The 26,278-nt window shown below is 63.7% G+C and carries 22 protein-coding genes; 7 read left to right on the plus strand and 15 right to left on the minus strand.

Annotated features, from left to right (window positions below):
- Positions 1–30 precede the first annotated feature (30 nt).
- The gene (locus tag A3736_RS05560; protein WP_067680264.1) at positions 31–1,341 is read right to left on the minus strand and encodes a sensor histidine kinase; all 1,311 of its coding nucleotides are present in this window, start codon (positions 1,339–1,341) and stop codon (positions 31–33) included.
- Entirely contained in the window at positions 1,338–4,232 is a 2,895-nt protein-coding gene (gene polA, locus A3736_RS05565; RefSeq protein ID WP_067680267.1) for a DNA polymerase I, read from the minus strand. The genes A3736_RS05560 and polA overlap by 4 nt, the downstream gene beginning before the upstream one ends.
- 213 nt (positions 4,233–4,445) lie before the next feature.
- Between polA and A3736_RS05570 the strand changes: the two genes are divergently transcribed.
- On the plus strand, positions 4,446–4,718 hold the full coding sequence (locus tag A3736_RS05570; protein ID WP_067680270.1) for a hypothetical protein: 273 nt from the start codon (positions 4,446–4,448) through the stop codon (positions 4,716–4,718).
- A gap of 94 nt (positions 4,719–4,812) precedes the next feature.
- Here A3736_RS05570 and A3736_RS05575 read toward each other — a convergent pair whose 3' ends face one another.
- Complete coding sequence (locus tag A3736_RS05575) at positions 4,813–5,883, minus strand: serine hydrolase (RefSeq protein ID WP_067680272.1); 1,071 nt, start codon at positions 5,881–5,883, stop codon at positions 4,813–4,815.
- Between the two features lie 159 nt (positions 5,884–6,042).
- Positions 6,043–6,453 (minus strand): host attachment protein, encoded by a 411-nt coding sequence (locus A3736_RS05580; protein WP_067680275.1) that lies wholly within the window; start codon positions 6,451–6,453, stop codon positions 6,043–6,045.
- A 157-nt stretch (positions 6,454–6,610) separates the two neighbouring features.
- Between A3736_RS05580 and A3736_RS05585 the strand changes: the two genes are divergently transcribed.
- Positions 6,611–8,848 (plus strand): DUF305 domain-containing protein, encoded by a 2,238-nt coding sequence (locus A3736_RS05585; protein ID WP_067680323.1) that lies wholly within the window; start codon positions 6,611–6,613, stop codon positions 8,846–8,848.
- A gap of 60 nt (positions 8,849–8,908) precedes the next feature.
- Here the strand turns inward: A3736_RS05585 and A3736_RS05590 are convergent, their stop codons facing one another.
- The 3 genes from A3736_RS05590 to groES all read right to left on the minus strand — a co-directional run bounded on the left by A3736_RS05590 (position 8,909) and on the right by groES (position 12,407).
- Positions 8,909–10,204, minus strand: coding sequence for a GGDEF domain-containing protein (locus A3736_RS05590; RefSeq protein ID WP_156501992.1), 1,296 nt, complete (start codon positions 10,202–10,204; stop codon positions 8,909–8,911).
- Positions 10,205–10,413: 209 nt separating this feature from the next.
- A complete protein-coding gene (gene groL / locus A3736_RS05595) occupies positions 10,414–12,066 on the minus strand; it encodes a chaperonin GroEL (RefSeq protein WP_067680278.1) in 1,653 nt (550 codons plus the stop codon).
- A gap of 53 nt (positions 12,067–12,119) precedes the next feature.
- Positions 12,120–12,407 (minus strand): co-chaperone GroES, encoded by a 288-nt coding sequence (gene groES, locus A3736_RS05600; protein WP_067680281.1) that lies wholly within the window; start codon positions 12,405–12,407, stop codon positions 12,120–12,122.
- 273 nt (positions 12,408–12,680) lie between these two features.
- On the opposite strand from groES, the gene A3736_RS05605 reads away from it, so the two are divergent.
- Positions 12,681–13,514: a mechanosensitive ion channel family protein gene (locus A3736_RS05605; RefSeq protein ID WP_067680285.1), complete on the plus strand. Its 834-nt coding sequence runs from the start codon at positions 12,681–12,683 to the stop codon at positions 13,512–13,514.
- Here A3736_RS05605 and A3736_RS05610 read toward each other — a convergent pair.
- On the minus strand, positions 13,511–14,923 hold the full coding sequence (locus A3736_RS05610; protein WP_082851332.1) for an MATE family efflux transporter: 1,413 nt from the start codon (positions 14,921–14,923) through the stop codon (positions 13,511–13,513). The two genes, A3736_RS05605 and A3736_RS05610, sit on opposite strands and share 4 nt — an antisense overlap.
- 147 nt (positions 14,924–15,070) lie before the next feature.
- On the opposite strand from A3736_RS05610, the gene A3736_RS05615 reads away from it, so the two are divergent.
- Complete coding sequence (locus A3736_RS05615; protein WP_067680288.1) at positions 15,071–15,607, plus strand: acyloxyacyl hydrolase; 537 nt, start codon at positions 15,071–15,073, stop codon at positions 15,605–15,607.
- Between the two features lie 122 nt (positions 15,608–15,729).
- Positions 15,730–15,864, plus strand: a complete 135-nt coding sequence (locus A3736_RS18145; RefSeq protein WP_255362961.1) for a hypothetical protein — start codon at positions 15,730–15,732, stop codon at positions 15,862–15,864.
- 164 nt (positions 15,865–16,028) lie between these two features.
- Here the strand turns inward: A3736_RS18145 and rplL are convergent, their stop codons facing one another.
- The 7 genes from rplL to A3736_RS05650 form a co-directional block, all read right to left on the minus strand.
- Complete coding sequence (gene rplL / locus A3736_RS05620) at positions 16,029–16,403, minus strand: 50S ribosomal protein L7/L12 (protein ID WP_067680291.1); 375 nt, start codon at positions 16,401–16,403, stop codon at positions 16,029–16,031.
- Between the two features lie 70 nt (positions 16,404–16,473).
- Positions 16,474–16,989, minus strand: a complete 516-nt coding sequence (gene rplJ / locus A3736_RS05625) for a 50S ribosomal protein L10 (protein WP_067680294.1) — start codon at positions 16,987–16,989, stop codon at positions 16,474–16,476.
- A 413-nt stretch (positions 16,990–17,402) separates the two neighbouring features.
- Positions 17,403–17,684, minus strand: a complete 282-nt coding sequence (locus tag A3736_RS05630) for a hypothetical protein (RefSeq protein ID WP_067680297.1) — start codon at positions 17,682–17,684, stop codon at positions 17,403–17,405.
- Between the two features lie 221 nt (positions 17,685–17,905).
- Positions 17,906–18,151 (minus strand): hypothetical protein, encoded by a 246-nt coding sequence (locus tag A3736_RS05635; protein WP_067680300.1) that lies wholly within the window; start codon positions 18,149–18,151, stop codon positions 17,906–17,908.
- A 117-nt stretch (positions 18,152–18,268) separates the two neighbouring features.
- Positions 18,269–19,039, minus strand: a complete 771-nt coding sequence (locus A3736_RS05640) for a hypothetical protein (protein ID WP_067680303.1) — start codon at positions 19,037–19,039, stop codon at positions 18,269–18,271.
- Positions 19,040–19,043: 4 nt separating this feature from the next.
- A complete protein-coding gene (locus A3736_RS05645; protein ID WP_067680306.1) occupies positions 19,044–19,253 on the minus strand; it encodes a helix-turn-helix transcriptional regulator in 210 nt (69 codons plus the stop codon).
- Positions 19,253–19,759 (minus strand): DUF2975 domain-containing protein, encoded by a 507-nt coding sequence (locus A3736_RS05650; RefSeq protein WP_067680309.1) that lies wholly within the window; start codon positions 19,757–19,759, stop codon positions 19,253–19,255. The genes A3736_RS05645 and A3736_RS05650 overlap by 1 nt, the downstream gene beginning before the upstream one ends.
- A 448-nt stretch (positions 19,760–20,207) precedes the next feature.
- Here A3736_RS05650 and rpoB point away from each other — a divergent pair, with 448 nt between their 5' ends.
- Both rpoB and rpoC read left to right on the plus strand, forming a co-directional pair.
- Positions 20,208–24,404 (plus strand): DNA-directed RNA polymerase subunit beta, encoded by a 4,197-nt coding sequence (rpoB, locus tag A3736_RS05655; protein ID WP_067680312.1) that lies wholly within the window; start codon positions 20,208–20,210, stop codon positions 24,402–24,404.
- A gap of 77 nt (positions 24,405–24,481) precedes the next feature.
- Positions 24,482–26,278: DNA-directed RNA polymerase subunit beta' (gene rpoC, locus A3736_RS05660; protein ID WP_067680315.1), on the plus strand; the 1,797-nt coding region annotated here is incomplete at its 3' end.

The following is a 26,278-nucleotide window of genomic DNA, read 5'->3' on the forward strand; positions in this document are numbered from 1 at the left end:
GTTTCGCCCTAGGCGGAGCGCAGGTACGACTCAACCGGTCGCAGGCAGCTCGTTCTGCTGATCCTCGATGGGAAGCTCGATAATGACGCGAACGCCTTCGGCCAGGAATTCGCGCTCGATCGAACCGCCGAACTGGCGCGAGGCGCTGGTCATCAGCATGCTGCCGAAGCCGCGCCGTTCTGGTTCGGTCTCGATCGCGTCGCCCTGCTCCTGCCAGACCAGCTTGATCGTATCGCCCACCCGCTGCCAATCGACCGCGATCGTCCCGCCGCTGGACCAGGCACCGTATTTGACTGCATTGGTGGTCAATTCGTGGAGCACCAGCCCAAGAGGTGTGACCTGCTTGGCCGGCAGGAGAATCTCGTCGCCCTCGATATCTGCGGTCAGTTTGCTGGAGCGATAGGGGGCAAGCGTCGTCTCGACGAGCGCGCGCAGCGAAGCGACCGGGCGATCGAGCTCGCCTTGCGACACCTCGTGCGCGGTCAGCAAAGCGCGGACCCGTTCCGCGATCCCGTCGGTGACTTCCTTCGATTCGGGCTTGTCGCGACCGCTCAGCTGGATGATCGCCAGAACCACGGCGAACAGGTTCTTGACCCGGTGATTGAGTTCGCGCGCCAGAAGGTCCGCACGGTCGCGCGCTTCGCCCAGCGCCACCGCCTGCGCAGCCTCGACCTCCGCGCGGGCGGTGCGGGCGACGAGGCGCGTCCCAGCTACGATAGAGCCGATCAGCAACAGCATCAGTGCGCCCAGAAGGGGGAGGACGCGGCCTTCCGCACGCGCGGTCTCTTCGGTGGCGTCGGACAGGAGCTGGAATTCGATCCGCTCCATTTCTCCGATCGCGCGGCGCAGACGCTCCATCGTTTCCTGTCCCTGATCGGACAGCATTTCGCGGCGCGCGTCGATCAGCCGCCCGTCTTCAAGCAGCCGGACCGATTCGTCCATTTCCGCGAATTTGGACGTGGCGAGCGCTTCGATCTGATCGACCAGCTCGTTCTGCCTGCGGGTGGTCTCCTCATCCTCCATCGCGGTCCGCAGGCGGCGCAGCGAAGGATCGATCTGTTCGCGACCGATCAGATAGGATTCGAGATACCGCCGGTCGAGCGTGATCAGATAGCCGCGCTGCCCGGTCTCGGCATTGACCGCCGCGCTCGACACGTTGCGCAATTCGAGCAGGATGTCGTTGGTGCGTTCGACCTGTTCGCGCTCGGCCCGCTCGCTCTCGATCGTCTGGAAGGCGACGACGATCAGCCCGATCATCGCCAGCGCCATCAGAGCGAGCAGCGTGACATTGACCCAGCGAAAGCGCTTGCTGCGTCCGAGAAGATCGAATTTCGGCGTCAATGCGCGGCATCCCAGCTTGGCCCGGTTCCGATGTCGACGCCGAGCGGAACCGACAGCTCGACGGCGGGCAGGGCGGCCTCGGCCATCACGCGCTCGATCACCGGGCGGGCGGCCTCGACCATGTCGTCCGGCATTTCGAATACCAGTTCGTCATGCACCTGCAACAGCATCCGCACGCCGGATTGTCCGTCATAGGCGAGTCCTTCGGCCTCCAGCGCGGGCATCATCCGCACCATGGCGCGCTTGATGATGTCGGCGCTGGTGCCCTGGATCGGCGCGTTGATTGCCGCCCGTTCGCTGCCCTGGCGTTCGGACTGGTTTTTCGACCGGATCCGGGGGAACCAGGTCTTGCGCCCGAACAGCGTCTCCGAATAGCCGCGGTCGCGCACTGTCTGGAGCGTTTCGGTGATGTAGCGCTGGATGCCCGGGAAGCGCTTGAAATAGGTGTCGATCATCGCCTGCGCCTCGTCGGGCTCGACCTTCAGGCGACCGGCGAGCCCCCAGCGCGAGATGCCATAGAGGATGGCGAAATTGATCGTCTTGGCGCGACCGCGCGTGTCGCGGGTCACTTCGCCGAACATTTCGCGCGCGGTGCGGTCGTGAATGTCCTCGCCCTGTTCGAACGCCTCCTTCAACGCATCGACTTCCGCCATATGCGCGGCGAGGCGCAATTCGATCTGCGAATAGTCGGCGGCGAGCAGGACGTTGCCGTCTTCGGGCACGAAGGCTTCACGGATCTGGCGGCCGATCGCGGTGCGGATCGGGATGTTCTGGAGGTTGGGATCGGTCGAGGAGAGGCGACCGGTCTGCGCGCCGACCAGGCTGTAGCTGGTGTGCACCCGGCCCGTATCGGGATTGATCGCCGCCTGAAGCGCGTCGGTATAGGTCGATTTCAGCTTGGTGAGCTGGCGCCATTCGAGCACCTTGTCGGCAATCTCCGCCCCGTCGCCCGACAGGCGTTCCAGCACGGCCTGATCGGTCGAATATTGGCCGCTCTTGCCCTTGCGCCCGCCCTTGTGGCCGAGCTTTTCGAACAGTACGTCGCCCAATTGCTTGGGACTGCCGACTGTGAATTCCTCGCCCGCAAGCGTGTGGATCTCGCTTTCGAGGCGCGCGGTCTCGGTGGCGAATTCCTCGCTCAGCTTGGCCAGCCGCGTCCGGTCCACCTTGATCCCGTGCCGCTCCATTTCGGCGACCACGGGGACGAGAGAGCGATCGACTCTCTCATAGACCCGCGTGCCGCCCTCTATGGCGAGGCGCGGTTTCAGCAGCGTGTGGAGGCGCAGCGTCACGTCGGCATCTTCGGCAGCGTATTCGGTCGCCTTGTTGATCGGCACTTCGCCGAAGGGGATCGCCTTCTTGCCCGTGCCGCACAGCTCCTTGAAGGTGAGGCAGGCGTGATCGAGATGGCGGCCCGCCAGCTCGTCCATCCCGTGACCGCCCCCGATACCGTCGAGGCTGCGCCCGGCATCGAGCGCGAAGCTGATGATCATCGTATCGTCGATAGGTGCGACATGGATGTCGTGGCGCGCCAGGACGTTGAGATCATATTTCGCGTTGTGCAGCACCTTCAGGACCGCGTCGCTTTCCAAAAGCGGTTTCAGGGCCGCGAGAGCGCTTTCGCGGGCGATCTGTTCGGGCTTTTCAGCAAACATGTCGTTGCCGCCGCCCTGCGTGACGATATGGCCCAGCGGGATGTAACAGGCGTCGTTGGGGCCCAAGGCCAGGCTAACGCCGACCAGGTCCGCCCGCATCGCGTCGAGCGCGCTGGTTTCCGTATCGACGGCCACGACCCGCGCGGCATGGGCGCGGGCGATCCAGTGTTCGAGCCGGTCCATGCTGGTCACGGCCTCGTAGGCGGAGCGGTCCACTGCAGGCATGTCGGGCGGAGGCTGGCGATTGCCCTCGGCCCCCGGTTCCGCGCCCTTGTTTTCACGCTTCATGGGATTGAGATTGTTGGGCCGGTCGGGGCTGCCGCTGCCCGTATCGAGGCGGCGCAGCAGGCTGGTGAAGCCATGCTGTTCGAGGAAGGCGGCGAGCGGTTCGCTCGGCACTTCGTCGAGCTTCATGTCCTCGAGCGCGACGGGAAGCGGGCAATCCTCCTTCAACGTCACGAGAATGCGGCTGAGTTCCGCATCCTTGCGATGCTCGATCAGCCGTTCCTTGAGCTTGGACTTCTTCATGTCCGCCGCCGAATCGAGCGCAGCGGTGAGCGTGCCGTTCTCCGCGATCAGCTTGCTGGCGGTCTTGGGGCCGACGCCGAAGATGCCGGGAATATTGTCCACCGAATCGCCCATCAGCGCCAGCACGTCCCCCAATTGCTCGGGCGGGACGCCGAATTTCTCGACCACTTCGTCGCGCCCGATGCGCTGCGATTTCATCGTGTCGAGCATGTCGATGCAGCCGCCGCTTTCGACGCCGGGTTCCAGCTCGTCATCGGCGCATTGGCCGATCAGCTGCATCAGGTCCTTGTCCGAACTGACGATCGTGACATCCCAGCCCTTGCGCGTGGCGGCGCGGGCATAGCTGGCGATCATATCGTCCGCCTCGACATCGGGCTCTTCGATGACCGGCAGGGAAAAGGCGCGGGTGGCATCGCGAATCAGCGGAAATTGCGGCACCAGATCCTCGGGCGGATCGGGGCGGTTGGCCTTGTACTGATCGTAGAGGTCGTTGCGGAAGGAATGGCTCGACTTGTCGAGGATGACGGCAAGATGCGTCGGCCCGTCCGCCTTGTGAAGATCGTCGGCCAGCTTCCACAGCATGGTCGTATAGCCGTAGACCGCGCCGACCGGCGTGCCTTCCGGATTGGTCAGCGGGGGCAGGCGATGATAGGCACGAAAGATATAGGCCGATCCGTCGACAAGATAGAGATGCTGTTTTTGCGCCATATTGCGCGCGGTCTAGCAGCGGGGCGAGGCGAAGGGGAGCGCTTTCGGGCTTCGAAATAAGGCCGAAAAAAGGCAGATTGCGACGAATTGGGGCGAAATCGCTTGCATCGTCACATTGTCGCCATTATTTAGCCATCGTGAGGCCACGAAAAGGGTTTCGCGGAAGCCCTGTCGGGTCTTCCAGTTTTACTCGCTGATCAAGGATTTCATCTTATGCGCAAGATCGCTCTTATCGCTGCCGCTTCGGCCGCTGCCCTGTCGCTCGCCGCTTGCTCGGAAGCCACCGAAGACGCCGCGTCCTCGACCGTCGAAAACGCCGCTGCCGACACCGAAACGAACCTCGAAGCCGCTGGCAACGAAATGGAAGAAGCTGGTGCCAACCTCGACGCCGCTGCTGAAGACGCCGCCGCCGAAGCCGAAGCCGAAACCACCGAAATGGAAGCCAACATCGAAAACGAATCGATGAACGAAGCGGCTGCCGACTAATCGGTCTGCAGCTCAGGCTGCAAACAGAAAGGGCGGTGCCTCGCGGCGCCGCCCTTTTTCGTGTCCGTGATGCCAGGTCTAAATCGGCGAGCGGTTATTCGCCGCCATAGGTCGCGTTGGCCCAGACCCGCCCGTCATTCGCGCGACGCTGAAATCCTTCGTATAGCGCGCCGGTGATGCTGTTGATGCGCATGTCGCGCTTGCGGCGCGCTTCCAGCTTGGCGCTGCGATTGCCGTTCTCATACGCCATCGAGGGGCTCTGCCCGGTCACATAGATCGCAGCGGCGATCGTGCGCCCGTCGGCTGTCTGGAACAGGCCGATATCGCTGGCCGTACGGCTCAACGTGCCGGTCTTGTGCGCCAGATTGGCGCTGCCCGGCAAAGCGGCGGACATCCGGTTCTTGCCCGTCGTGGTCGCGAACATCGCGCTCATCAGCACGCTGCGCGAAGACGAGCTGAGCCATTTGCCCTGATAGATACCCGCCAGCAGCTGCCCCATGGCGCGCGGCGTGGCGCTGTCGTTAACGTCGATCGAAGTCGCCGGGTCCGAACGTCCGTCTTCGCGGATCAGCGTGGCGATATCGCGCGTCAGCATGAATTCGGTGAGCCCCGCCTCGCGCATCCAGCGATTGACGGCCGCCGGACCGCCGACGGCATCGAGCAGCGCGTCGGTGCAATCGTTGCAGCTTTTCGAAATCATCAGTTCGAGATGACGACGGGCGGGCAGCGTCGCGCCGCCGCGTCCCGGCAGGCGCCATTCGCTCGACAGGGTCCATTTGCCCTGATCGACGCCCGCCAGATAAGTCGCGGCGATCGCGACCTTGCTGGTGCTTGCCAGCGGGAACCACTGATCGGCCATCACGCCGACTTCCTCTCCCGAAGAGAGGTCGATCGCATACACGCCGATCCGGCCCTGCGAGGCATCGGCGAGCCTTGCGATGCGCCGGGTGAGGTCGCTGTCGTAAGTGGCCTCCATGGTCTCGAGAGGCCGAACCTCGGTCCCGAGCATGGAATCGAACAGCGATTCGTATTCGGTGGCGGCGGCACCGCCACTGACCTGTTCGCCGACCGTGGGCGCGACCGACTGGATCTGCTGCGCCTGTGCCGGAAAGGCGAGGGCCATAAGCCCTGCCGCCAGCACGCTTCCGATGTTTTTCAGTCCCATGAGACCCCGATACCCCAATCAAGCTTTGCGTTTGCTTAATGCGGGGATGGTTCCCAAGGAACAACCGCTCCGCGACGAATTGTGGCGCGGAGCGGATCAGTTCATTGTTGCGGTGTTTTCAGACGCTTCGGCGAGCCGGAGCGTAGACCGCTCGTCGCGTCAGGCGGATGCGATCGCCTGTTCGATCTTGTCGGTCGGCTGGCCCGTCATCGTCTTGGCGATTTCACCCAGAAGGCGCTTTTCAAGCTCCGAATGGTAATGGTGGCGCATCTCGCCCAGCGTCTTGGGATCCGCGATCACGACCAGTTCCTCGATATCGCCCGCCACGCATTTCGAATTGAGCCATTCGGATGCCGCAGCGGCGTGCGCGAGTTCGTCGAGCTGGGTGCTGGTGCCCTTCTCGCGTCCGATATTGTCCTGGTGGCGAACGCCTGCGCTGTAATTGGTCGCCGAAAGATCGGGATGTTCCGCACGGTCGAGCTTGGGCTCCAGCGGGGCGCCAGAGTTGCGCATCACGCTGAAATTCTCGCCGTCGACGATGGCGACATGGGCATTCTTGGGAAGACGCATGGGGGTTCCTCTTTCTCGTTTTCGTGTCTGATCGCTCAACGGGCGAGAGCGCGAATGGCTCCGACATCGACGGGCCCTTCGCACGAGATTTGCGTAATTGCGCCCGCATGATAGCTAGGAGGGAAGAGTTCAGGCTTTCCCCCTTCGGAGACATATGATGACCCTTCGCCTTTCGCTGACCGCGGCGCTGCTCGCGACCGCCGCCACCGCGCCGGTCGCGGCTCAGGATGCGCCCATCGTGCTGCCGGGTGCGCCCGGTGAAGCCTCGCGCACCATCGATGCGCGCGAAGCGATCGCGATCACCGGCGTCAGCTATGCGCCGGGCGACGTGCGCTTCATGCAGGACATGATCGTCCACCACCGGCAGGCGGTCACGATGGCGGAACTCGCCAAGACCCGTGCGAGTGACGATCGCGTCAAGAAGACCGCGGATCGCATTCTCGCCAGCCAGGCGGACGAGATCGACTTCATGCGCGAATGGCTCGAAGCGCGCGGCGAAAGCGTGACAGGCCCCATGATGATGGGCGCTTCCGATCACGAGGGACACGACCTTCATGCCGGGCACGATCTGATGCAGGGCATGGCGAGCGCGGAGGAAATGGCGGAGCTGGCCACGCTGTCGGGCAGCGCCTTCGACCGCATGTTCCTCGATCTGATGGTCGAACACCATCAGGGCGCGGTGGCGATGGTCGAAACGCTGCACCGTTCGCCCGGCACCGCTTACGAGCCGACCGTGTTCGAATTCACCAACGAGGTGGTCACCGATCAGAACGCCGAGATCGGGCGGATGAACGCGCTGCTCGCCATGCTGTCAAACGATCCGCGCGCCACGCTGGCGGCAGGTTTCCGCGATGCGGGCGAAGCGATTTCGAACATGCGGCTGGTCGCGGCCATGCCCAAGGCCGCCGGGTTCTTCGACCCCGACAATCCCGCCCAGCTCCAGCCGTTGATCGAGGACGAGAGCGAGGCGGAAGCCGAGGCACGCGCCGATGGCGAGGATCGCGAGGAAATCCTCGAAGGCGAGGAGAAGGAGCCGCGCTTCGGCCAGCGCGGATCGCTGCTCACCTTCTGGTCCACCGACATGGCGTTCAAGGACGATCTGCTCATCACCGGCAGCTATCACGGCTTCAATATCTATCGCCTCGGCACCGACGGCGTGCCGAACCTCGTGAGCTCGACCGTATGTCCGGGCGGGCAGGGCGACGTGTCGGTGGTCGGCGACCTTCTGCTGATGAGCGTGCAGGACAGCCGCGCGCGGCTCGATTGCGGGCTCGGCGGGGTCGAGGGACGGGTGAGCGACGAACGCATGCGCGGACTGCGCATCTTCGATATCTCCGACCTCATGGCGCCGCGCCAGGTCGGTGCGGTGCAGACCTGCCGGGGCAGCCACACCCATTCCGTCGTCAGTGCCGACGCGTCCCGCGTCGTCGTCTACAATTCGGGCACGTCCTACGTCCGGTCCGACGAGGAACTGCCGGGCTGTTTCGAAGATGGAGGCGACGGAACAGCTCTCTTCAGCATCGACGTGATCGAAATCCCGGTCGCCGATCCGGGCGCGGCCCGGCTGGTCGGCAGCCCGCGCGTCTTTGCGGAAGGGAACAATATCGCCGGCCTATGGCGGGGCGGCGACCATGGGGAGGGGACGCAGGATACGCGCGTGACCGATCAGTGCCACGACATCACCGTTTTCCCGTCGAAGAACATCGCCGCGGGCGCATGTTCAGGCAACGGGATCGTGATGGACATCTCCGACCCGCTCAACCCCAAGCGCATCAGCGACGTGACCGACGAAGGCTTCGCCTACTGGCATTCGGCCACTTTCAACAACGACGGCAGCAAGGTGGTCTTCACCGACGAATGGGGCGGCGGCACCCGCCCGCGCTGCCAGGCGGGCGATCCGACGAATTGGGGCGCCGATGCGTTCTACGCGATCGAGGACGGAAAGCTGGTTTATCGCGGCACGTACAAGCTGCCCGCGCCGCAGGGCGAGAAAGAGAACTGCGTCGCCCATAACGGGTCGATCGTCCCCGTTCCGGGCCGCGATATCTTCGTCCAGGCATGGTATCAGGGCGGCATCAGCGTGATCGATTTCACCGACGCGACGAACCCCTTCGAAATCGCCTATTTCGATCGCGGACCCGTGGACGCGGACCAGCTGGTGACCGCAGGTTACTGGTCGGCCTATTGGTACAAGGGCCGCATCTATGCGACCGAGATCGCACGCGGGCTCGACGTTCTGGCTCTGGAGCCGAGCGAATATCTGACCGCCGAGGAAATCGCCGCGGCCAGCGCCGCCAGCTATCCGGGCGATGTCTTCAATCCGCAGACCCAGACCGAAGTCACCTGGAGCGAGGATCAGATCCGCGCAGCCGAAAACAGCCGCTTGGGCGGTTGAAAGTGGCGCGGCTGAAGAGGAAGCTGGCGGGGCACCTCAACGGGCGCGTCGCCGCTTAGTTCAATCGACGGGTGGGGTCGCCAGCTCGATACGGTCCCGCCCGCTATTCTTGGCGCGATACAAGGCCTCGTCCGCGGCGCGCAGTGCGCTGCGGCGGTCCGGAAACGCGAAAAGGTCCGCGATCCCGCCGGAAAAGGTGATCATGCCGAGCGACTGGCGGGTCGTCCGGTTGATGAAGGGCCGGTTGGACAGCTTCGTGCGGATCGCGTCGAGATTTTCGCGCGCTCCCTCGAGCGAGAAGCCGCGATAGACGACGACGAATTCCTCGCCGCCATAGCGCACGACCTGGCAATCCTCGCCGGCCCCTTCGGCCAGCGTACGCGCGACCATCTGCAGAACCCGGTCGCCGGTATCGTGGCCGTGAATGTCGTTGACCGGCTTGAAATTGTCGATGTCGCAAAAAGCGATCGCGACCGGTTCGCGCTCCTTCTCGTCGGAACCGTCCCAATCGACATCGCGGGCGTCGCTCCACAAGCGTTCGAGCATCTCGTCGAGCGCGCGGCGATTGGGGAGACCGGTCAGGTGATCGATATTCGCGACGCGCTGCGCCTCTTCCAGATCGCGGCGCAGCGAAATCGCCTCGCGCTCGCTGCGCTGCATCTTCTCTTCCGCCAGCTGCGCCTGTTCGCGGATCGCGCGGGTCAGTTCCGTCACACGGCCGAGCAGCTCCTCCGCCGTCTCCTGAGAATCGATCTCCTCTGCCTCTTGCGCGTGGGAGTTCATCGCCTCCCGGTAATCGGCGACTGCGGTGCAGGCATCGCGGGCATTGGTGGCGAAGGCCTCGATGGAATTCTGGAGATTCGACGCCATCCTGTCGACCTCGGCCCGATCCTGTTCGTTACGGCCGTCGTCATAGGCGAGCGTGTCGAGCCATTGCTGGGTAATCGGTTCGCCGCGATCCTTCATGGCCGCCGTCAGCGCGGCGAATTCGGGTTGCTCGCCCGAACATATCGCATGCGCGCGAGCGAGATTTGCAGGGGTGATGTCCAGGTCGTTCCCCGTCAGGAACGTCCCGATCTCGTCCATCAGGATTTTGCTGGGCGAGCGCCCTATGGTCGGGGTCGGGGCCGGGACCGCAGCGGGGCTACGTGACGAGATTTCGCAAGCGGTTTTCTTCTTCGGCGCCTTGCGGGCCGATCGGGCAATTTTTGTGGGAGGTACCGCCTGCTCCGCCTCTGGCGGGTTATCCTCGCGCGTTTCCGCAGGAGGATCGCCATGCTCCTCCGCCTTCCGCTCGGAGAGGAAGTCGTGGACCGTGATGCCCGATTTTCGGCGGAGGGCGCCGGAATGGTTCACTACGCAATAGTCCAATCTTCGCTGACTAGAAGGCGCTGCTCGCGATGAGCTGGCACGGTGTTAGCGAGCATTAGTGAAGAACGTCTCAATGCGAGCGCTAAGTAATTTTACCCAGCCAATGGGGAACGATCTTGCGTTCACAACGAAAGGGCCCGGCGGGATCGCTCCCGCCGGGCCCTCTTTAGATCCGGTGTCGGATGGGGGAGGGCTTAGAAGCCCATGCCGCCCATGCCACCCATGCCACCCATGTCGGGCATGCCGCCGCCGCCGGAATTCTTGTCTTCCGGCTTGTCGACGATGGCCGCTTCGGTGGTGATCAGCAGACCGGCGACAGACGCCGCGTTCTGCAGCGCGGTGCGCACGACCTTGGTCGGGTCGATCACGCCGGCCTGGACCAGGTTCTCATACGTGTCGGTCGCGGCATTGAAGCCGAGCGTTTCGTCGTTGCCGTCGAACAGCTTGCCCGACACCACGGCGCCGTCATGCCCGGCATTGGACGCGATCTGGCGGACCGGAGCGGTCAGCGCACGGCGCACGATGTCGATACCGCGCGTCTGATCGTCGTTCTCGCCGGAAAGGCCCTGAAGCGACTTCGAAGCGTAGAGCAGCGCAGTGCCGCCGCCCGGAACGATGCCTTCTTCGACGGCAGCGCGGGTTGCGTGCAGTGCGTCGTCGACGCGATCCTTGCGCTCCTTCACTTCGACTTCGGTGGCACCGCCGACCTTGATCACGGCAACGCCGCCGGCGAGCTTGGCGAGACGCTCTTGCAGCTTCTCGCGGTCGTAATCGCTCGAGGTGTTGTCGATCTGCGTGCGGATTTCCGAAACGCGGGCCTTGATGTCGCCTTCGTCACCGGCACCGTCGACGATGGTGGTGTTGTCCTTGTCGATGGTGACGCGCTTGGCCTCGCCGAGCATGCCGAGCGTGACGTTTTCCAGCTTGATGCCGAGATCTTCGCTGATCATCTCGCCCTTGGTCAGGATCGCGATGTCCTGCAGCATCGCCTTGCGACGATCGCCGAAGCCCGGAGCCTTGACCGCAGCAACCTTCAGGCCGCCGCGCAGCTTGTTGACCACGAGAGTGGCCAGCGCTTCGCCTTCGATGTCTTCAGCGATGATCAGCAGCGGACGGCCCGACTGGACGGCCGCTTCGAGCACCGGAAGCATCGACTGGAGGTTCGACAGCTTCTTTTCGTGGATCAGGATGTACGGGTTTTCGAGTTCGACCGTCATCTTGTCCGGGTTGGTGATGAAGTACGGGCTGAGATAGCCGCGATCGAACTGCATGCCTTCGACGGTTTCGAGCTCGAATTCGAGACCCTTCGATTCGTCGACGGTGATCACGCCTTCCTTGCCGACCTTGTCCATGGCTTCGGCGATCTTTTCGCCGACTTCACGGTCGCCATTGGCGGAGATGATGCCGACCTGGGCGATTTCGCCCGAGCCCGACACGTCCTTGGAACGGCTCTTGAGGTCCGCGACGACCTTTTCGACAGCGAGGTCGATGCCGCGCTTGAGGTCCATCGGATTCATGCCGGCAGCGACCGACTTCATGCCTTCGGTCACGATCGACTGGGCGAGCACGGTGGCGGTGGTGGTGCCGTCACCCGCCGCGTCGTTCGACTTGGAAGCGACTTCCTTGAGCATCTGCGCGCCCATGTTCTCGAACTTGTCCTTGAGTTCGATTTCCTTGGCGACGGTGACGCCGTCCTTGGTGATGCGCGGAGCGCCGAAGCTCTTGTCGATGACGACGTTGCGACCCTTGGGGCCGAGCGTCACCTTGACGGCGTTGGCGAGGGTATCGACGCCGCGCTGAATGCCTTCGCGCGCGTCGCGGCTGAACTTTACGTCCTTGGCTGCCATGTTGGTTTCTCCTGGATTGAATGAATTGGAAAGAAAGCGTCAGGGTTCGGCGATCAGCCGAGGATCCCCATGATGTCGCTTTCCTTCATGATCAGCAGGTCTTCGCCGTCGAGCTTGACCTCGGTGCCCGACCACTTGCCGAACAGGACGCGGTCGCCTGGCTTGACGTCGAGCGGGGTGACGGTGCCGTCATCGGCCTTGGCGCCCGAACCGACGGCGACGATTTCGCCTTCGCTGGGCTTTTCCTTGGCGCTGTCGGGGATGATGATGCCGCCTGCGGTCTTCTCGTCGGCTTCGATGCGACGGACCAGAACGCGGTCATGCAGTGGACGAAATGCCATGATGTACCTCTTTCCTGTTCGAAAGGTTTTGAATTGCGTGTTGGCACTCACGCTGGGAGAGTGCCAGCGGCGCGCATATGTGGACGGGGCGATGCAGTGTCAACGACTCCGACGGCAAAAATTCCGCAGCTTTCGGACAGGGCGTTGCATCGGGTGGCCGGACGGTGCGCCAGGCGGTGTGGGGCCGCATGGCTGGCCATTTCGGGCGGGTTTCGCTAGTCGCTCCGGCGAACGGGACGCAACCCCGAAATTTCAAGACAAGAGGCCGCCATCGTGACGACCGACAAGGACATCGCCGCTCTTACAATTCCCGAACAGCTTTTCATGTGGCTGAGGCTCCACATGATGGAGATCGCGGGCGCTTTCGCCGTTCTCGTGATCGGCCTGCTTCTGGCAGGATTGTTGTCGCGGTGGGCGCGTATCGCGCTCTCGCGCTCCTCCAAGCTCGATGCCACGGTCAGCCAGTTTCTCGCCAATCTGATCAAATATTCGCTCTGGGCGCTGGTCCTCGTCACCGTGCTCGCGCAGTTCGGCGTGCAGACGACCAGCATTCTCGCCGCGCTCGGTGGGATGGCGTTGGCGGTCGGGCTGGCCTTGCAGGGCACGCTGTCGAACGTGGCGTCGGGCGTGATGATACTGGTGCAGAAACCGTTCCGCGTGGGCGAGGGGATCACGGTCGGCGGGATAACCGCCGTGGTGCAGGATATCGGCCTGTTCACCACCGAGCTGAAGCAGTTCGACGGCCTGTTCGTGATGATCCCCAATTCCGAATTGTGGAACCAGCCGATCGTCAATTTCAACCGCCACCCCACGCGCCGATTCGAGCTGATCGTGGGCATCGGTTACGACGACAGCATGCAGGAAGCGCGCGAGGAATTGCTGAAACTGGCCGAGGCGGACGAGCGCGTCCTGCCCGAACCGGCGCCTGCCGCCTACGTCGCTTCGCTCGACGACAGTTCGGTGGGGATAGGACTTAGAGTCTGGTGCGCGACAGGCGATTATCTGGGGCTTAGCTGGGATCTGACCGAACAGGCCAAGGCGCGCTTCGATGCGAAGGGCATCTCGATACCTTTCCCGCAGCGCGAGATCACGACCAAAGCAGCCTAGGGGGCTGTCAGCCCCAGCCGGTCGCGGGCGGTCCAGCGCCAGATCAAGAGCGCTGCCGCCACGGTCAGCCCGGTAGCGAGGCCGATCCAGACGCCCACGCCTTCCAGCGGCGTGAAGAAGCCGAGCACCACCGACGTGCCGATCCCCGGCACCCAATAGGCGAAAGCCGCAATCCACATCGGCACGCGCGTGTCCTGAAGGCCGCGCAGAGCGCCCGCGGCCACGGCCTGCATCCCGTCGAACAGCTGGAAGGCGGCGGCGATCACGATATAGGTCAGCGCATAGCCGATCAGCACCGCATTGGCCGGATCCCAGGGATCGACATAGATCGCCAGCAGGTATCGCGGCGCGATGATCATCGCGAGCGCGGTGACGCCCATGAACCCCGTCCCGATCGCGATCGCGGCCCAACCGGCGCGCTTCATGCCCTCGGGGTCGCGCGCACCGTAGAAATAGCCCACCCGAATGGTCGCCGCCTGACCCACGCCGAACGGCACTTGGAAGGCCAGCGCCGCGATCTGGAGCGCGACCGTGTGCGCGGCCAGCTGCGCGGTGCCGATATTGCCCATCAGGAAGGCGGCGGCGCCGAAAATGCCCGCCTCTGCGGTGATAGTCAGCGCGATCGGCGTCCCGATGCGCACGATCTGCCGGAACCGCTCCCAGTCCGGCGCCCACCACCGCCCGAAGATGCGATAGCGGTGGAGGCGCGGGTCGAGCCGGATCGCGGCGATATAGGCAGCCAGCGTCGCCAGCGCCGTGATGATCGTCGCCACGCCCGCACCCTTCAGGCCCAGTTCGGGTGCGCCGAGATGGCCGAAGATGAAGGCGTAATTGGCAAGCGCGTTGACCCCGATCCCGGCGGCCGTGATCAGCGTCGCCAGAATGGGCCGGTCGAGCGCGGAGACGAAGCTGCGCAGCACGTTGTTGAACAGCATCGGCACGAGCGACCAGACGATCACCGTATTGTACTCGTTCGCCAGCCCGACGATCTGCGCGTCCTGGCCCGTCGCGCGCATCAGCGGGCCGAGCAGCAGGCATAGCCCCATGCCGAGAATGCCGCTCATCAGCGCCAGCCAGAGCGCCATGCGGATGCCGCGCCTGACGGGACGCAGTGCCGGAGCGCGCGCGCCCAGATCGGCGGCGATCACCGGAGCCACCGCGCCGGTCAGCCCGCTCATTGCCCACAAAATCAGGCCGAACAGCGCCACGGCCAGCGCGGAGGCGGCCAATTGTGCCTCGCCCAGCCGCGCGATGAAGATCACGTCGACCGCATAGGTCAGCATCTGCAACAGGTTCGCCGCCGCCAGCGGCCAGCTCAGCCGCAGCGTGGCGGCGAATTCGCCGCGCCAGCCATCTCTGCCGCCGAGGACTTCGGGAGGCAGGGGCGAGGGGGAGGACGTGGTATCCATGACAGTGCGTGCCGCCCGGTCAGGACAGCCGCACCGGATAGGGAGGCGCCCCGATCAAGGCAATCGCTGGCTCGTGCGCGCTTCAGCTTCGGGCAAGATGCGATGCAGCAGAGGCACACCCGTTCCAGCACAGGGGTCCCCCGCACGATGCGCCTTTCCTTCCTCGCCGCCGCTCTCGCGATCGGTCTCGCCGCTCCCGCGCAGGCAGGCGAGGTCTTCGGCGGAGTCTACGCCCATGCCGTCGACACGCCGTTCACCTTCGACACGGGCGAGGGCGGGGCGGATGTCCACATCGGCGTGCGCAGCGAACCGATCAAGGCCCTGCGCGTCATCGGCAAACCGTCCGCGCATGTGTTCGGATCGCTCAACAGCGAAGAGGGCGGCACCGATTTCGTAGCCGCCGGTCTGTCCTGGAAGGTGGATGCGGGGCCGGTCTATATCCGCCCCGGCGTGGGCCTCGCGCTCCACAACGCGCCGGACCTGCGCGTCGACCCGGCAACCCGCATCCGCACCGATCTGGGCAGCCGCGTGCTGTTCGAACCCGAGATCGCGATCGGGACGAACCTGACGGAGCGGGTCTCGATCGAGGCGAGCTGGGTCCACATCAGCAATGCCCGCCTGTTCAATCGCGAGCAGAATCCCGGCATCGACATGATGGGCGTTCGGCTGAACTGGAAAATCTGAGAGAGTTTCGACGCGAAAACAGAGGCGTGCCGCGCAATCGAAGGAACCGGTCAGACGGTTTGCGGTTGTATCCGCGTCGGCGCGCGTATGGTAGCATGCCGGAAGTAACTCGGAGAGACGCCATGAAGAAGTTCGTAACCATGCTCGCGCTGGGCAGCTCGATCGTCCTGTTGTCCGCCTGCAACACCGCACGCGGCGCCGTCAACGACGTCGAATCGGTTGGCGATTGCGTCGACGGCGTCGAAGGCAATTGCTGAGCCGACGCGAAGCGTAAGCTGTTTAGAAAAGGCGCTGCCCATCGGGCGGCGCCTTTTTTATTGTGTCCTGCACCGCTGGGCCCATCCTCACCGATGGCGGACAAACGAAAAGGGCGGCGCCTCGCGGCACCGCCCTTTCCTGTCTCGCAAAAGCGATCCGAAGATTACTTGAGTTCGACCGTGCCGCCAGCGGCTTCGATCTTGCCCTTGATTTCTTCGGCTTCCGCCTTGTTGACGCCTTCCTTGATCGGCTTCGGCGCGCCTTCGACGAGCGCCTTGGCTTCGCCCAGGCCCAGACCGGTGATGGCGCGGACTTCCTTGATGACCTGGATCTTCTTGCCACCGTCGCCGGTCAGGACGACGTCGAATTCGTCCTTTTCTTCGGCTGCGGGGGCATCGCCACCGGCGGCGGGGCCGGCCACGGCGACGGCAGCGGCGGCGCTAACGCCCCACTCTTCTTCCAGTGCCTTGGCAAGCTCGGCGGCTTCCATGACGGTCAGTTTGCTCAGTTCTTCGACAAGCTTAGCGATATCGGCCATGATGTTTCACTCCAAAATTTCAGTTGGGACACAGGCGTCCCGAGTAAATGTTGCTTCTGCGGTAAATCGCTTACGCCGCTTCTTTGGCGCCATAGGCACCGAAGACGCGTGCGAGCATCGATACGGGTTCCTTGATCGTGCGGACGACCTTCGTCGCCGGCGCATTGACCAGACCCACGATCGTACCACGCAGCTCGTCGAGCGACGGCATCGAGGCGAGTGCCTTGACCCCTGCTTCGTCGAGCACGCTCGCCCCCATGGAACCACCGACGATTTCGAGCTTGTCGTTGGTCTTGGCGAAGTCCACCACGACCTTCGCGGCCGCGACCGGATCTTCCGAATAGGAGAGGGCCGTGGGGCCGCTCAGATATTCGTCGATACCGGTGTAATCGGTGTCCTTCAGGGCGAGCTTGGCGAGGCGATTCTTCGCAACCTTGTAGGTCGCGCCCGCTTCACGCATCTTCTGCCTCAGTTCGGTGGACTGGGCCACCGTCAGGCCGAGGTTGCGGGTGACAACCACCACGCCCGCCTCGTTGAAGACTGCGTTGAGCTGGGCGACCGCGTCGGCTTTCTGCGAACGATCCATGCCATACTCCTTCACAATGTGCGCCGCATGCTAGGCCTTTTGGGCAGGCCATGCGGTTGGCACGATGGCCGCTCGGGATGGCTCCCGCACGGCCGGCTCATATTCGCCCATGCCGCTGATCGGCACGGACATGTCCATTGATGGGGAAGGAGGGCCGTTCGCTGCTCTGAGCGAAACATGCCTGACGGCCATGCGCGAAGGCATTGCCGATTGAAATCTCGTTTCCCCGCCTAGGCTGGAAATTAAGACCGGCAATTCCGGCCACCAACTGTCTCGGACGGCTGAACGCCGGATGCCTTGTCGCCTAAACGAAAAGGCCCGCCGTTCGAGGGCGGGCCTTTAGCGTTCCGGGCTGTCGAGTCAAGGACAAGCGTGTCTGCCGCTCGTGTCCTGACCCGCTCCTGCCGAGCCGATTACATCGGCGTTTCGGCGGTGTCCGGCGTATCGGCCATCGCTTCGTCGGCCATCATGCCGTCTTCGCCCATGGCGTCGTTCGCCATGCCGTCCGTGGACATGGCATCGTCGGCCATCGGCGTTTCGCCGCCGACCGGGGCGGTCATGCCCTGGTCCATCGGCTCGACCGCGGCGGGCTCCATCGAGGTGGTGTCGGTGCCGTCGACTTCCTCGGCCGATTCGCCGCAGGCGGCGAGCGAGAGGGCGAAGGGCAGGGCGGCGATAAGGGCAATCTTCTTCATGGTCGTCTCCGAAAAGTGTCCGAGGCATCGGTTGCGCCGTCGGTTGGATCTACACGCCATGAAATCGCCATAATCCGCGAAGGTTCCGAGACGTCCGCTGCATCGCCCGGCGCAGGGACAGGAAAAAGGACAAAGAAAAAGGGCCCAACCTCGGTGGCGGGGGCCCTTTTTCAGTACCGTCCGTAGGGATCGGGCGGAGCCGAACTCCGCCCGAAAGCCGCTTACATCGGGGTTTCGGTCGCTTCCGGAGCGGGGGTTTCGGCCGTCATGCCGTCTTCCATCATGCCGTCTTCCGCCATGGGGGTTTCGCCCGCCATCGGGGTTTCGGCAGCCATCGGCTCGGTGGTCATGGTTTCGGTGGTCATGGTCTCGGTGGCCATGGGCTCTTCGACGGTGTCTTCCGCGGCGTTGTCGCAAGCGACGAGGCCGAAAGCGAGCGGCAGAGCAATGAGAGCGAACTTCTTCATGATTTGATTCCTTTGCCGGTTAGGGCGCGCCGAAATGGCTTGCCGCGATTGGCCGTCACATTATCGCCTTATTTGAGATTCGTGCCAAGAGGAATTTTACCTGCCGGTAAGAAATACTCATGCGGGCGCAGCCTCCTTCACGGAAAGACGAGCGGGCGTCAGGTCCACCCCCTTGCGCCTGGCAGCGCGGCGCGCGGCGAGTGCGCTCGATCCGGCGATCGTCAGCGCGAGAAACCCTACCACCAGCGAATCCGCGATCATCAGCGCCCAGTCGAGCCCCGGCGGAGCCCAGACGACCGCCACGATGGCCAGGCCGTAATGCGGGATCATCAGGGGCACGAAGCCCGCGACGAACAGACCGAGCGCGTACCAGAACGATCCGTTCATGATGGCGACCGAACGGACGGGGCCGATCCGCGCATTGCCGAGCGCCCAGGCCACGGTCCAGACGGTCAGATAGATCATCGCCACCTGAAGCACGATACCGGTCCCGGCATCCGCGATCGGCCCGTCGAGGCCCAGCGGCGCGAGGAATTCGGGGCCGAACAGCGACCACCAGGCCTGGATCGCGGAGAGAGCGAATACGACCAGCCACAGTCCGATGGCGGGCCATTCGATCCGCACGGCGCGCGCCGCATCGCCGAGCAGCAGGTAGCGGACGAACCAATAGCTCGGCAGTCCGATGGCCAGCGTCTTGGCGAAGCCGAACCAGAGCCGCACCGGATCGCCCTCCGCCGCCTTCGCGCCTGCCTCGTTCAGATACATCCCGGCCTGTATCTCGACGACGTGTTGCGCCATTTCCACGAGCACCGGAATCAGGAACAGCAGCGGGAAGGCCAGAGCGAAACGCCCCGCATTGCGATAGATTGCCTTGATGTCGGCCCACATGATGTCATTCCCCCTCGTCATGGGCGAGCAGATCGCCCGGTTGGCACTGAAGCTCGCGGCAGATCGCATCGAGCGTGGAAAAGCGGATCGCCTTCGCCTTGCCCGTCTTCAGGATCGACAAATTGGCGAGCGTCAGGCCGACCCGGTCGGCCAGATCGGTCAGTGTCATGCGCCGCTCGTGCAGCAGCTCGTCGAGCTTGACTCTGATGGCCATCAGACCGTGCCCTCCAGATCGTCGCGCATGATCGCGCCTTCCTTGAAAATGCGCGCCAGGATGAGCAGCAGCGGCACGGCGAACCAGCCGGTCAAAGAGAGCGACCAGCCGAGATATTCGCCGCTCGCCTCGCTCGCCCAGATGGAGACCTGACCGAAGGCGAGATCGACCAGATTGATGGTGAGCAGCGCCCTGGCGATGATGGCGAGGCGCTTGGCATTGGTTTCGGTAAAGGCCGCGCCCGCCTGCGTATCCCGAAGCATGGCGATAAGCCGGGTGAAGATAAGGTGAGCGGCTCCGACGACGGCGAACACGCAGACGCAGGCGAGCTTGAGCCACAAGAACAGGGCGTCGACCGAGCGCGGACCTTCGAAGGCCCGCTCGAACGTCGTACGGAACTGATCCGGGTCGATCACCATCATTGCCAGCAGCAGGGCGAACAGCGCCCCCATGATCCAGTTCAGCCAATTGGCTGCCCGCAACACCCAGATCGCCACCTTGATCATAATCGAACCCCGCCTCGAATCGTTTATCGAAATTCGATATGGCCGGGCTCGAATTTATCGTCAATCGATAAATCGCATATCGTTTTGCGGCGAGATGGCGTGTCACACGTGTCAACGCCCGGCCTTCTTTCGACCCCACCATTTCAGGCCCGAACGTGGTCTCCCGCCGGTTGACCCCCGGCGTCCCGCCCCCTATATGCTGCCCCGACCGCACGCTTCGAGCGAGTCCGATTCATGCGCGGGAATCGGGACCAGGATGGAAGCGGCGTTTCCATATCGCGACGCTTGAAAAGAGCTGCAGCTGTCGGCCCGATCCCGATCCGAGGGAGGGTTGATGATCCGCTGCGGCTTGTTCGCGTCGGCATGGTTTCTTCAGCGCGAGAGTTGAATTTGCGGCCTCCCGTCCAGGGCAGGCCAGGCATTGCTAGAAAAAGGCGAGAGCACCCTTATGGCTACCAAGGCGAAGGCCCCTCAGAACAAGGCCCCCCATGCCAAGGCATCGGGCACCGCGAAGCGGCGCATCCGCAAGATCTTCGGCGACATCCACGAAGTCGTCGACATGCCGAACCTGATCGAGGTGCAGCGCGAGAGCTACGAGCAGTTCCTGCGCTCGAACAAGGAGATCGATTACGTCTCCGGCCTGGAAAAGACCCTGCGCAGCGTCTTTCCGATCCGCGACTTCGCCGGCACCGCCGAACTCGACTTCGTCAATTACGAGCTCGAGCCGCCGAAATACGACATCGTCGAATGCCGCCAGCGCGGCATCACCTATGCCGCCCCGATGAAGGTGACCTTGCGCCTGATCGTGTTCGAGGTGGATCAGGAAACCGAAACCCGCTCCGTGCTCGATATCAAGGAGCAGGACGTCTATATGGGCGACATGCCCCTGATGACGGGCAACGGCACTTTCGTCATCAACGGGACCGAGCGCGTCATCGTCTCGCAGATGCACCGTTCGCCGGGCGTCCTGTTCGACCACGATCGCGGCAAGACCCACAGCTCGGGCAAGCTGCTGTTCGCGGCGCGCATCATTCCGTATCGCGGCTCGTGGCTCGATTTCGAATTCGACGCCAAGGACATCGTCAACGTGCGTATCGACCGCAAGCGCAAGCTGCCGGTCACCTCGCTGCTGTTCGCGCTCGGCCTCGATAGCGAAGACATCCTCGACGTTTTCTACGAAAAGAAGACCTGGGAGCGCGCCAAGGACGGTTGGCAGATCCCGTTCGTCCCCGAAGCATGGCGCGGCCACAAGCCCGCCTTCCCGCTGATCGACGCCAAGACCGGCGAAGAAGTCTTCAAGGCTGGCGACAAGATCAGCCCGCGCGCCGCGAACAAGGCGGCCAAGGACGGCCTCGAGACGCTGCTGCTGCCGACCGAGGAAATCTTTGCCCGCTACGCCGCACGCGACATGATCGACGAGAGCACGGGCCGCATCTACATCGAAGCTGGCGAGGAAGTCTCGCCCGAGAACCTCGAAAAGCTCGACGCTGCGGGCATCGACCGGATCGACCTGCTCGACATCGACGACGTCAACACCGGCCCGTGGATGCGCAACACGCTTCAGGCTGACAAGGCGGAAAACCGCGACGAAGGTCTGGAGGCGATCTACAAGGTCATGCGTCCGGGCGAGCCGCCGACCAAGGAAACCGCCGAAGCGCTGTTCGAAGGCCTGTTCTTCGATGGCGACCGCTACGACCTGTCGGCCGTCGGCCGCGTGAAGCTCAACATGCGCCTCGACCTCGATGCCGAGGACACCGTTACCACGCTGCGCAAGGAAGACATCCTCGCGGTGGTGAAGGAGCTGGTGAACCTTAAGGACGGCAAGGGCGAAGTCGACGACATCGACAATCTCGGCAATCGCCGCGTGCGTTCGGTGGGCGAGCTGCTGGAAAACCAGTACCGCGTCGGCCTGCTGCGCATGGAGCGCGCCGTGAAGGAGCGCATGAGCTCGGTCGATGTCAGCACGGTGATGCCGAACGATCTCATCAACGCCAAGCCCGCCGTGGCTGCCGTGCGCGAGTTCTTCGGCTCCAGCCAGCTTTCGCAGTTCATGGACCAGACCAACCCGCTTTCGGAAGTGACGCATAAGCGCCGCGTCTCCGCGCTCGGGCCGGGCGGTCTGACGCGTGAGCGCGCAGGCTTCGAAGTCCGCGACGTTCACCCGACTCACTATGGCCGTATCTGCCCGATCGAAACGCCGGAAGGCCCGAACATCGGTCTGATCAACTCGCTCTCGACCTTCGCGCGCGTCAACAAATACGGCTTCATCGAAACGCCGTATCGCGTGGTGACGGATAACAAGGTCACCGACGAGGTGATCTACCTGTCCGCGATGGAAGAGCAGAAGCACACCGTCGCGCAGGCGTCCGCCGAACTCGACGAGAATGGCGGCTTCGTGGAAGAGCTGGTCTCTGCGCGTCAGAGCGGCGACAACTTGATGGCGCCGCGCGAAAACATCACGCTGATGGACGTCAGCCCCAAGCAGCTCGTCTCGGTCGGTGCCTCGCTCATTCCGTTCCTGGAAAACGATGACGCCAACCGCGCGCTGATGGGCGCCAACATGCAGCGCCAGGCCGTTCCGCTCGTGAAGGCGGAAGCGCCCTGGGTCGGCACCGGCATGGAAGAGACCGTGGCGCGCGATTCGGGCGCCGCGATCACCGCGACGCGCGGCGGCGTGGTCGACCAGGTCGACGCGACCCGCATCGTGATCCGCGCCATCGGCGAGGTCGAAGCCGGCCAGTCGGGCGTGGACATCTACACGTTGCAGAAGTTCCAGCGTTCGAACCAGGATACCTGCATCAACCAGCGTCCTCTGGTGAAGGTGGGCGACGCGGTCGAAGCTGGTGACATCATCGCCGACGGTCCCTCGACCGATCTCGGCGAGCTGGCGCTGGGCCGCAACAGCCTCGTCGCCTTCATGCCGTGGAACGGGTACAATTACGAAGACTCGATCCTGATCAGCGAACGCATCGTGAAGGATGACGTGTTCACCTCGATCCATATCGAGGAATTCGAAGTCATGGCTCGCGACACCAAGCTGGGCCCGGAAGACATCACGCGCGACATTCCCAATGTCGGCGAGGAAGCGCTGCGCAACCTCGACGAGGCGGGCATCGTCTATATCGGCGCCGAAGTGCATCCGGGCGACATCCTGGCGGGCAAGATCACGCCCAAGGGCGAAAGCCCGATGACGCCGGAAGAAAAGCTTCTGCGCGCCATCTTCGGCGAAAAGGCCAGCGACGTGCGCGACACCTCGCTTCGCCTGCCGCCGGGCGTGGCCGGGACCGTGGTCGAAGTTCGCGTCTTCAACCGCCACGGCATCGAGATCGACGACCGTACGCGCGCGATCCAGAACGAGGAAATCGAACGCCTCCGCAAGGACGCGGCGGACGAACGCTCCATCCTCAACCGTGCGACCTACAACCGCCTCAAGGACATGCTGCTCGGCCAGACGGCTTCGGCAGCGCCCAAGGGCGTGAAGAAGGGTTCGGAAATCGACGAGGAGCTGCTCGAAGGCGTCGATCGCCACGAATGGTTCAAGTTCGCGGTGGCCGACGACAATCGCCAGACCCAGATCGAAGCGGTGAAGACCCAGTACGATCAGGCGGTCAAGCTGATCGACGACAAGTTCGCCGACCGTAAGGAAAAGCTCGAGCGGGGCGACGAACTGGCACCGGGCGTGCTCAAGATGGTCAAGGTGTTCGTGGCGGTGAAGCGCAAGCTGCAGCCGGGCGACAAGATGGCCGGCCGCCACGGGAACAAGGGCGTCATCAGCCGCATCCTGCCTGCCGAGGACATGCCGTTCCTCGAAGACGGGACGCCGGTCGATATCGTGCTCAACCCGCTGGGCGTGCCTTCGCGCATGAACGTCGGACAGATCTTCGAAACCCATCTCGGCATGGCGGCCCGCAATCTGGGCATGCAGATCGGGACGGCGCTGGAAGACTGGAAGGCCGCCAATCCCAATGCGGCGGAGGACTATTCCAAGGCCAAGCCGCCCGAAGCGGTCGTGGATCGCCTCAAGGACGTCTATGGCGAGCAGTATCACGACGACATCGACAATCGGTCGGTGGAAGAGGTGGTCGAACTCGCCGGAAACCTGCGGGCGGGCGTTCCGATGGGCACCCCGGTGTTCGACGGCGCGCGCGAGAGCGACGTGACGATCCAGCTGGAAAAGGCCGGGCTCGACAGCTCGGGCCAGTCGGTCCTCTATGATGGCCGCACCGGCGAGGCGTTCGACCGCAAGGTGACTGTGGGCATCATCTACATGCTCAAGCTGCACCACCTTGTGGACGACAAGATCCACGCCCGTTCGATCGGTCCGTACTCGCTCGTCACCCAGCAGCCGCTGGGCGGTAAGGCGCAGTTCGGCGGCCAGCGCTTCGGTGAGATGGAGGTCTGGGCGCTCCAGGCCTACGGTGCGGCGTACACGCTGCAGGAAATCCTCACCGTGAAGTCGGACGACGTGATCGGGCGGACCAAGGTCTACGAAGCCATCGTCAAGGGCGACGATACTTTCGAGGCGGGCATTCCGGAGAGCTTCAACGTGCTCGTCAAGGAAATGCGCAGCCTGGGCCTCAATGTCGAGCTCAAGAACCTGGCCGACGACGAGGACGACGACGGACTGGCGATCGCAGCAGAATGATCGGGGCGGGGCGGTCGCCGGATGGCCGACCGCCCGCCTCCACCGCCCCTGATTTATCCCTCAAAGGGAATTGAGACATGAACGAACTGACCAAATTCACCAACCAGCTCGCGAAGCCCGAAACCTTCGACGAGATCCAGATCGGCATCGCCAGCCCCGAGCGCATTCGCTCGTGGAGCTTCGGCGAAATCAAGAAGCCGGAAACGATCAATTATCGCACGTTCAAGCCCGAGCGTGACGGCCTGTTCTGCGCGCGTATCTTCGGTCCGGTGAAGGACTACGAGTGCCTGTGCGGCAAGTACAAGCGCATGAAGTACAAGGGCGTCGTCTGCGAAAAGTGCGGCGTCGAAGTCACCGTCACCAAGGTCCGCCGCGAGCGCATGGGCCATATCGAACTGGCCGCGCCGGTCGCGCATATCTGGTTCCTGAAGTCGCTGCCTTCGCGCATCGGCCTGCTGCTCGACATGCAGCTCAAGCAGCTCGAGCGCGTGCTGTATTTCGAAAGCTACATCGTCACCGAGCCGGGCCTGACCCCGCTCGAGAAATTCCAGCTGCTGAGCGAGGACGACCTCCTCGAAGCGCAGGACGAATACGGCGAAGACGGCTTCACCGCCGATATCGGCGCGTCCGCGGTCAAGACCATGCTGATGGATCTCGACCTCGAGCGTGAGCGCGACGATCTGATGGAAGAGCTTGCGACCACCAAGTCCAAGCTCAAGCCCGCCAAGATCATCAAGCGTTTGAAGGTCGTCGAAAGCTTCATCGAATCGGGCAATCGCCCCGAATGGATGATCCTCGAAGTGATCCCGGTCATCCCGCCGGAACTGCGCCCGCTGGTCCCGCTCGACGGCGGCCGGTTCGCGACGTCGGATCTCAACGATCTCTATCGCCGCGTCATCAACCGCAACAACCGTCTGAAGCGCCTGATCGAACTGCGCGCGCCCGACATCATCGTGCGCAACGAAAAGCGCATGCTGCAGGAAGCGGTCGACGCCCTGTTCGACAACGGCCGTCGCGGCCGCGTCATCACGGGCGCCAACAAGCGTCCGCTGAAGTCGCTCAGCGACATGCTCAAGGGCAAGCAGGGCCGCTTCCGCCAGAACCTTCTGGGTAAGCGCGTCGACTATTCGGGCCGTTCGGTCATCGTGACCGGGCCGGAACTCAAGCTGCACCAGTGCGGCCTGCCCAAGAAGATGGCGCTCGAACTGTTCAAGCCGTTCATCTACGCCCGCCTCGACGCCAAGGGTCTCTCGATGACTCTCAAGCAGGCGAAGAAGTGGGTCGAGAAGGAGCGCAAGGAAGTCTGGGACATCCTCGACGAAGTCATTCGCGAGCATCCCGTTCTCCTGAATCGCGCACCGACGCTTCACCGTCTCGGCATTCAGGCCTTCGAACCTGTCCTGATCGAGGGTAAGGCGATCCAGCTTCACCCGCTGGTCTGCGCCGCGTTCAACGCCGACTTCGATGGCGACCAGATGGCCGTGCACGTTCCGCTGAGCCTCGAGGCCCAGCTGGAAGCGCGCGTGCTGATGATGTCGACCAACAACATCCTCTCGCCCGCCAACGGCAAGCCGATCATCGTCCCCTCGCAGGACATGGTCCTCGGCCTCTATTACCTGTCGATGGAACGGCAGGAGAAGACGCCCGAATTCGTCGAGAACGACAAGGGCGAAAAGGTCGAAAAGCTGCCCATGTTCTCGGACATGGCCGAAGTGCACCAGGCGCTGGAGACCAAGCAGGTTTCGCTCCACACCAAGATCCTCGCCCGCGTTCCGCAGGCCGACGAGAGCGGTGCGATTTCGATGCAGCGGTTCGAGACGACCGCTGGACGCATGCTGATCGGCGAATGCCTGCCCAAGAACCACAAGGTGCCC

Source organism: Erythrobacter sp. HI0063 (assembly GCF_001635685.1).
In the GTDB taxonomy this organism is placed as follows: Bacteria; Pseudomonadota; Alphaproteobacteria; order Sphingomonadales; family Sphingomonadaceae; genus Qipengyuania.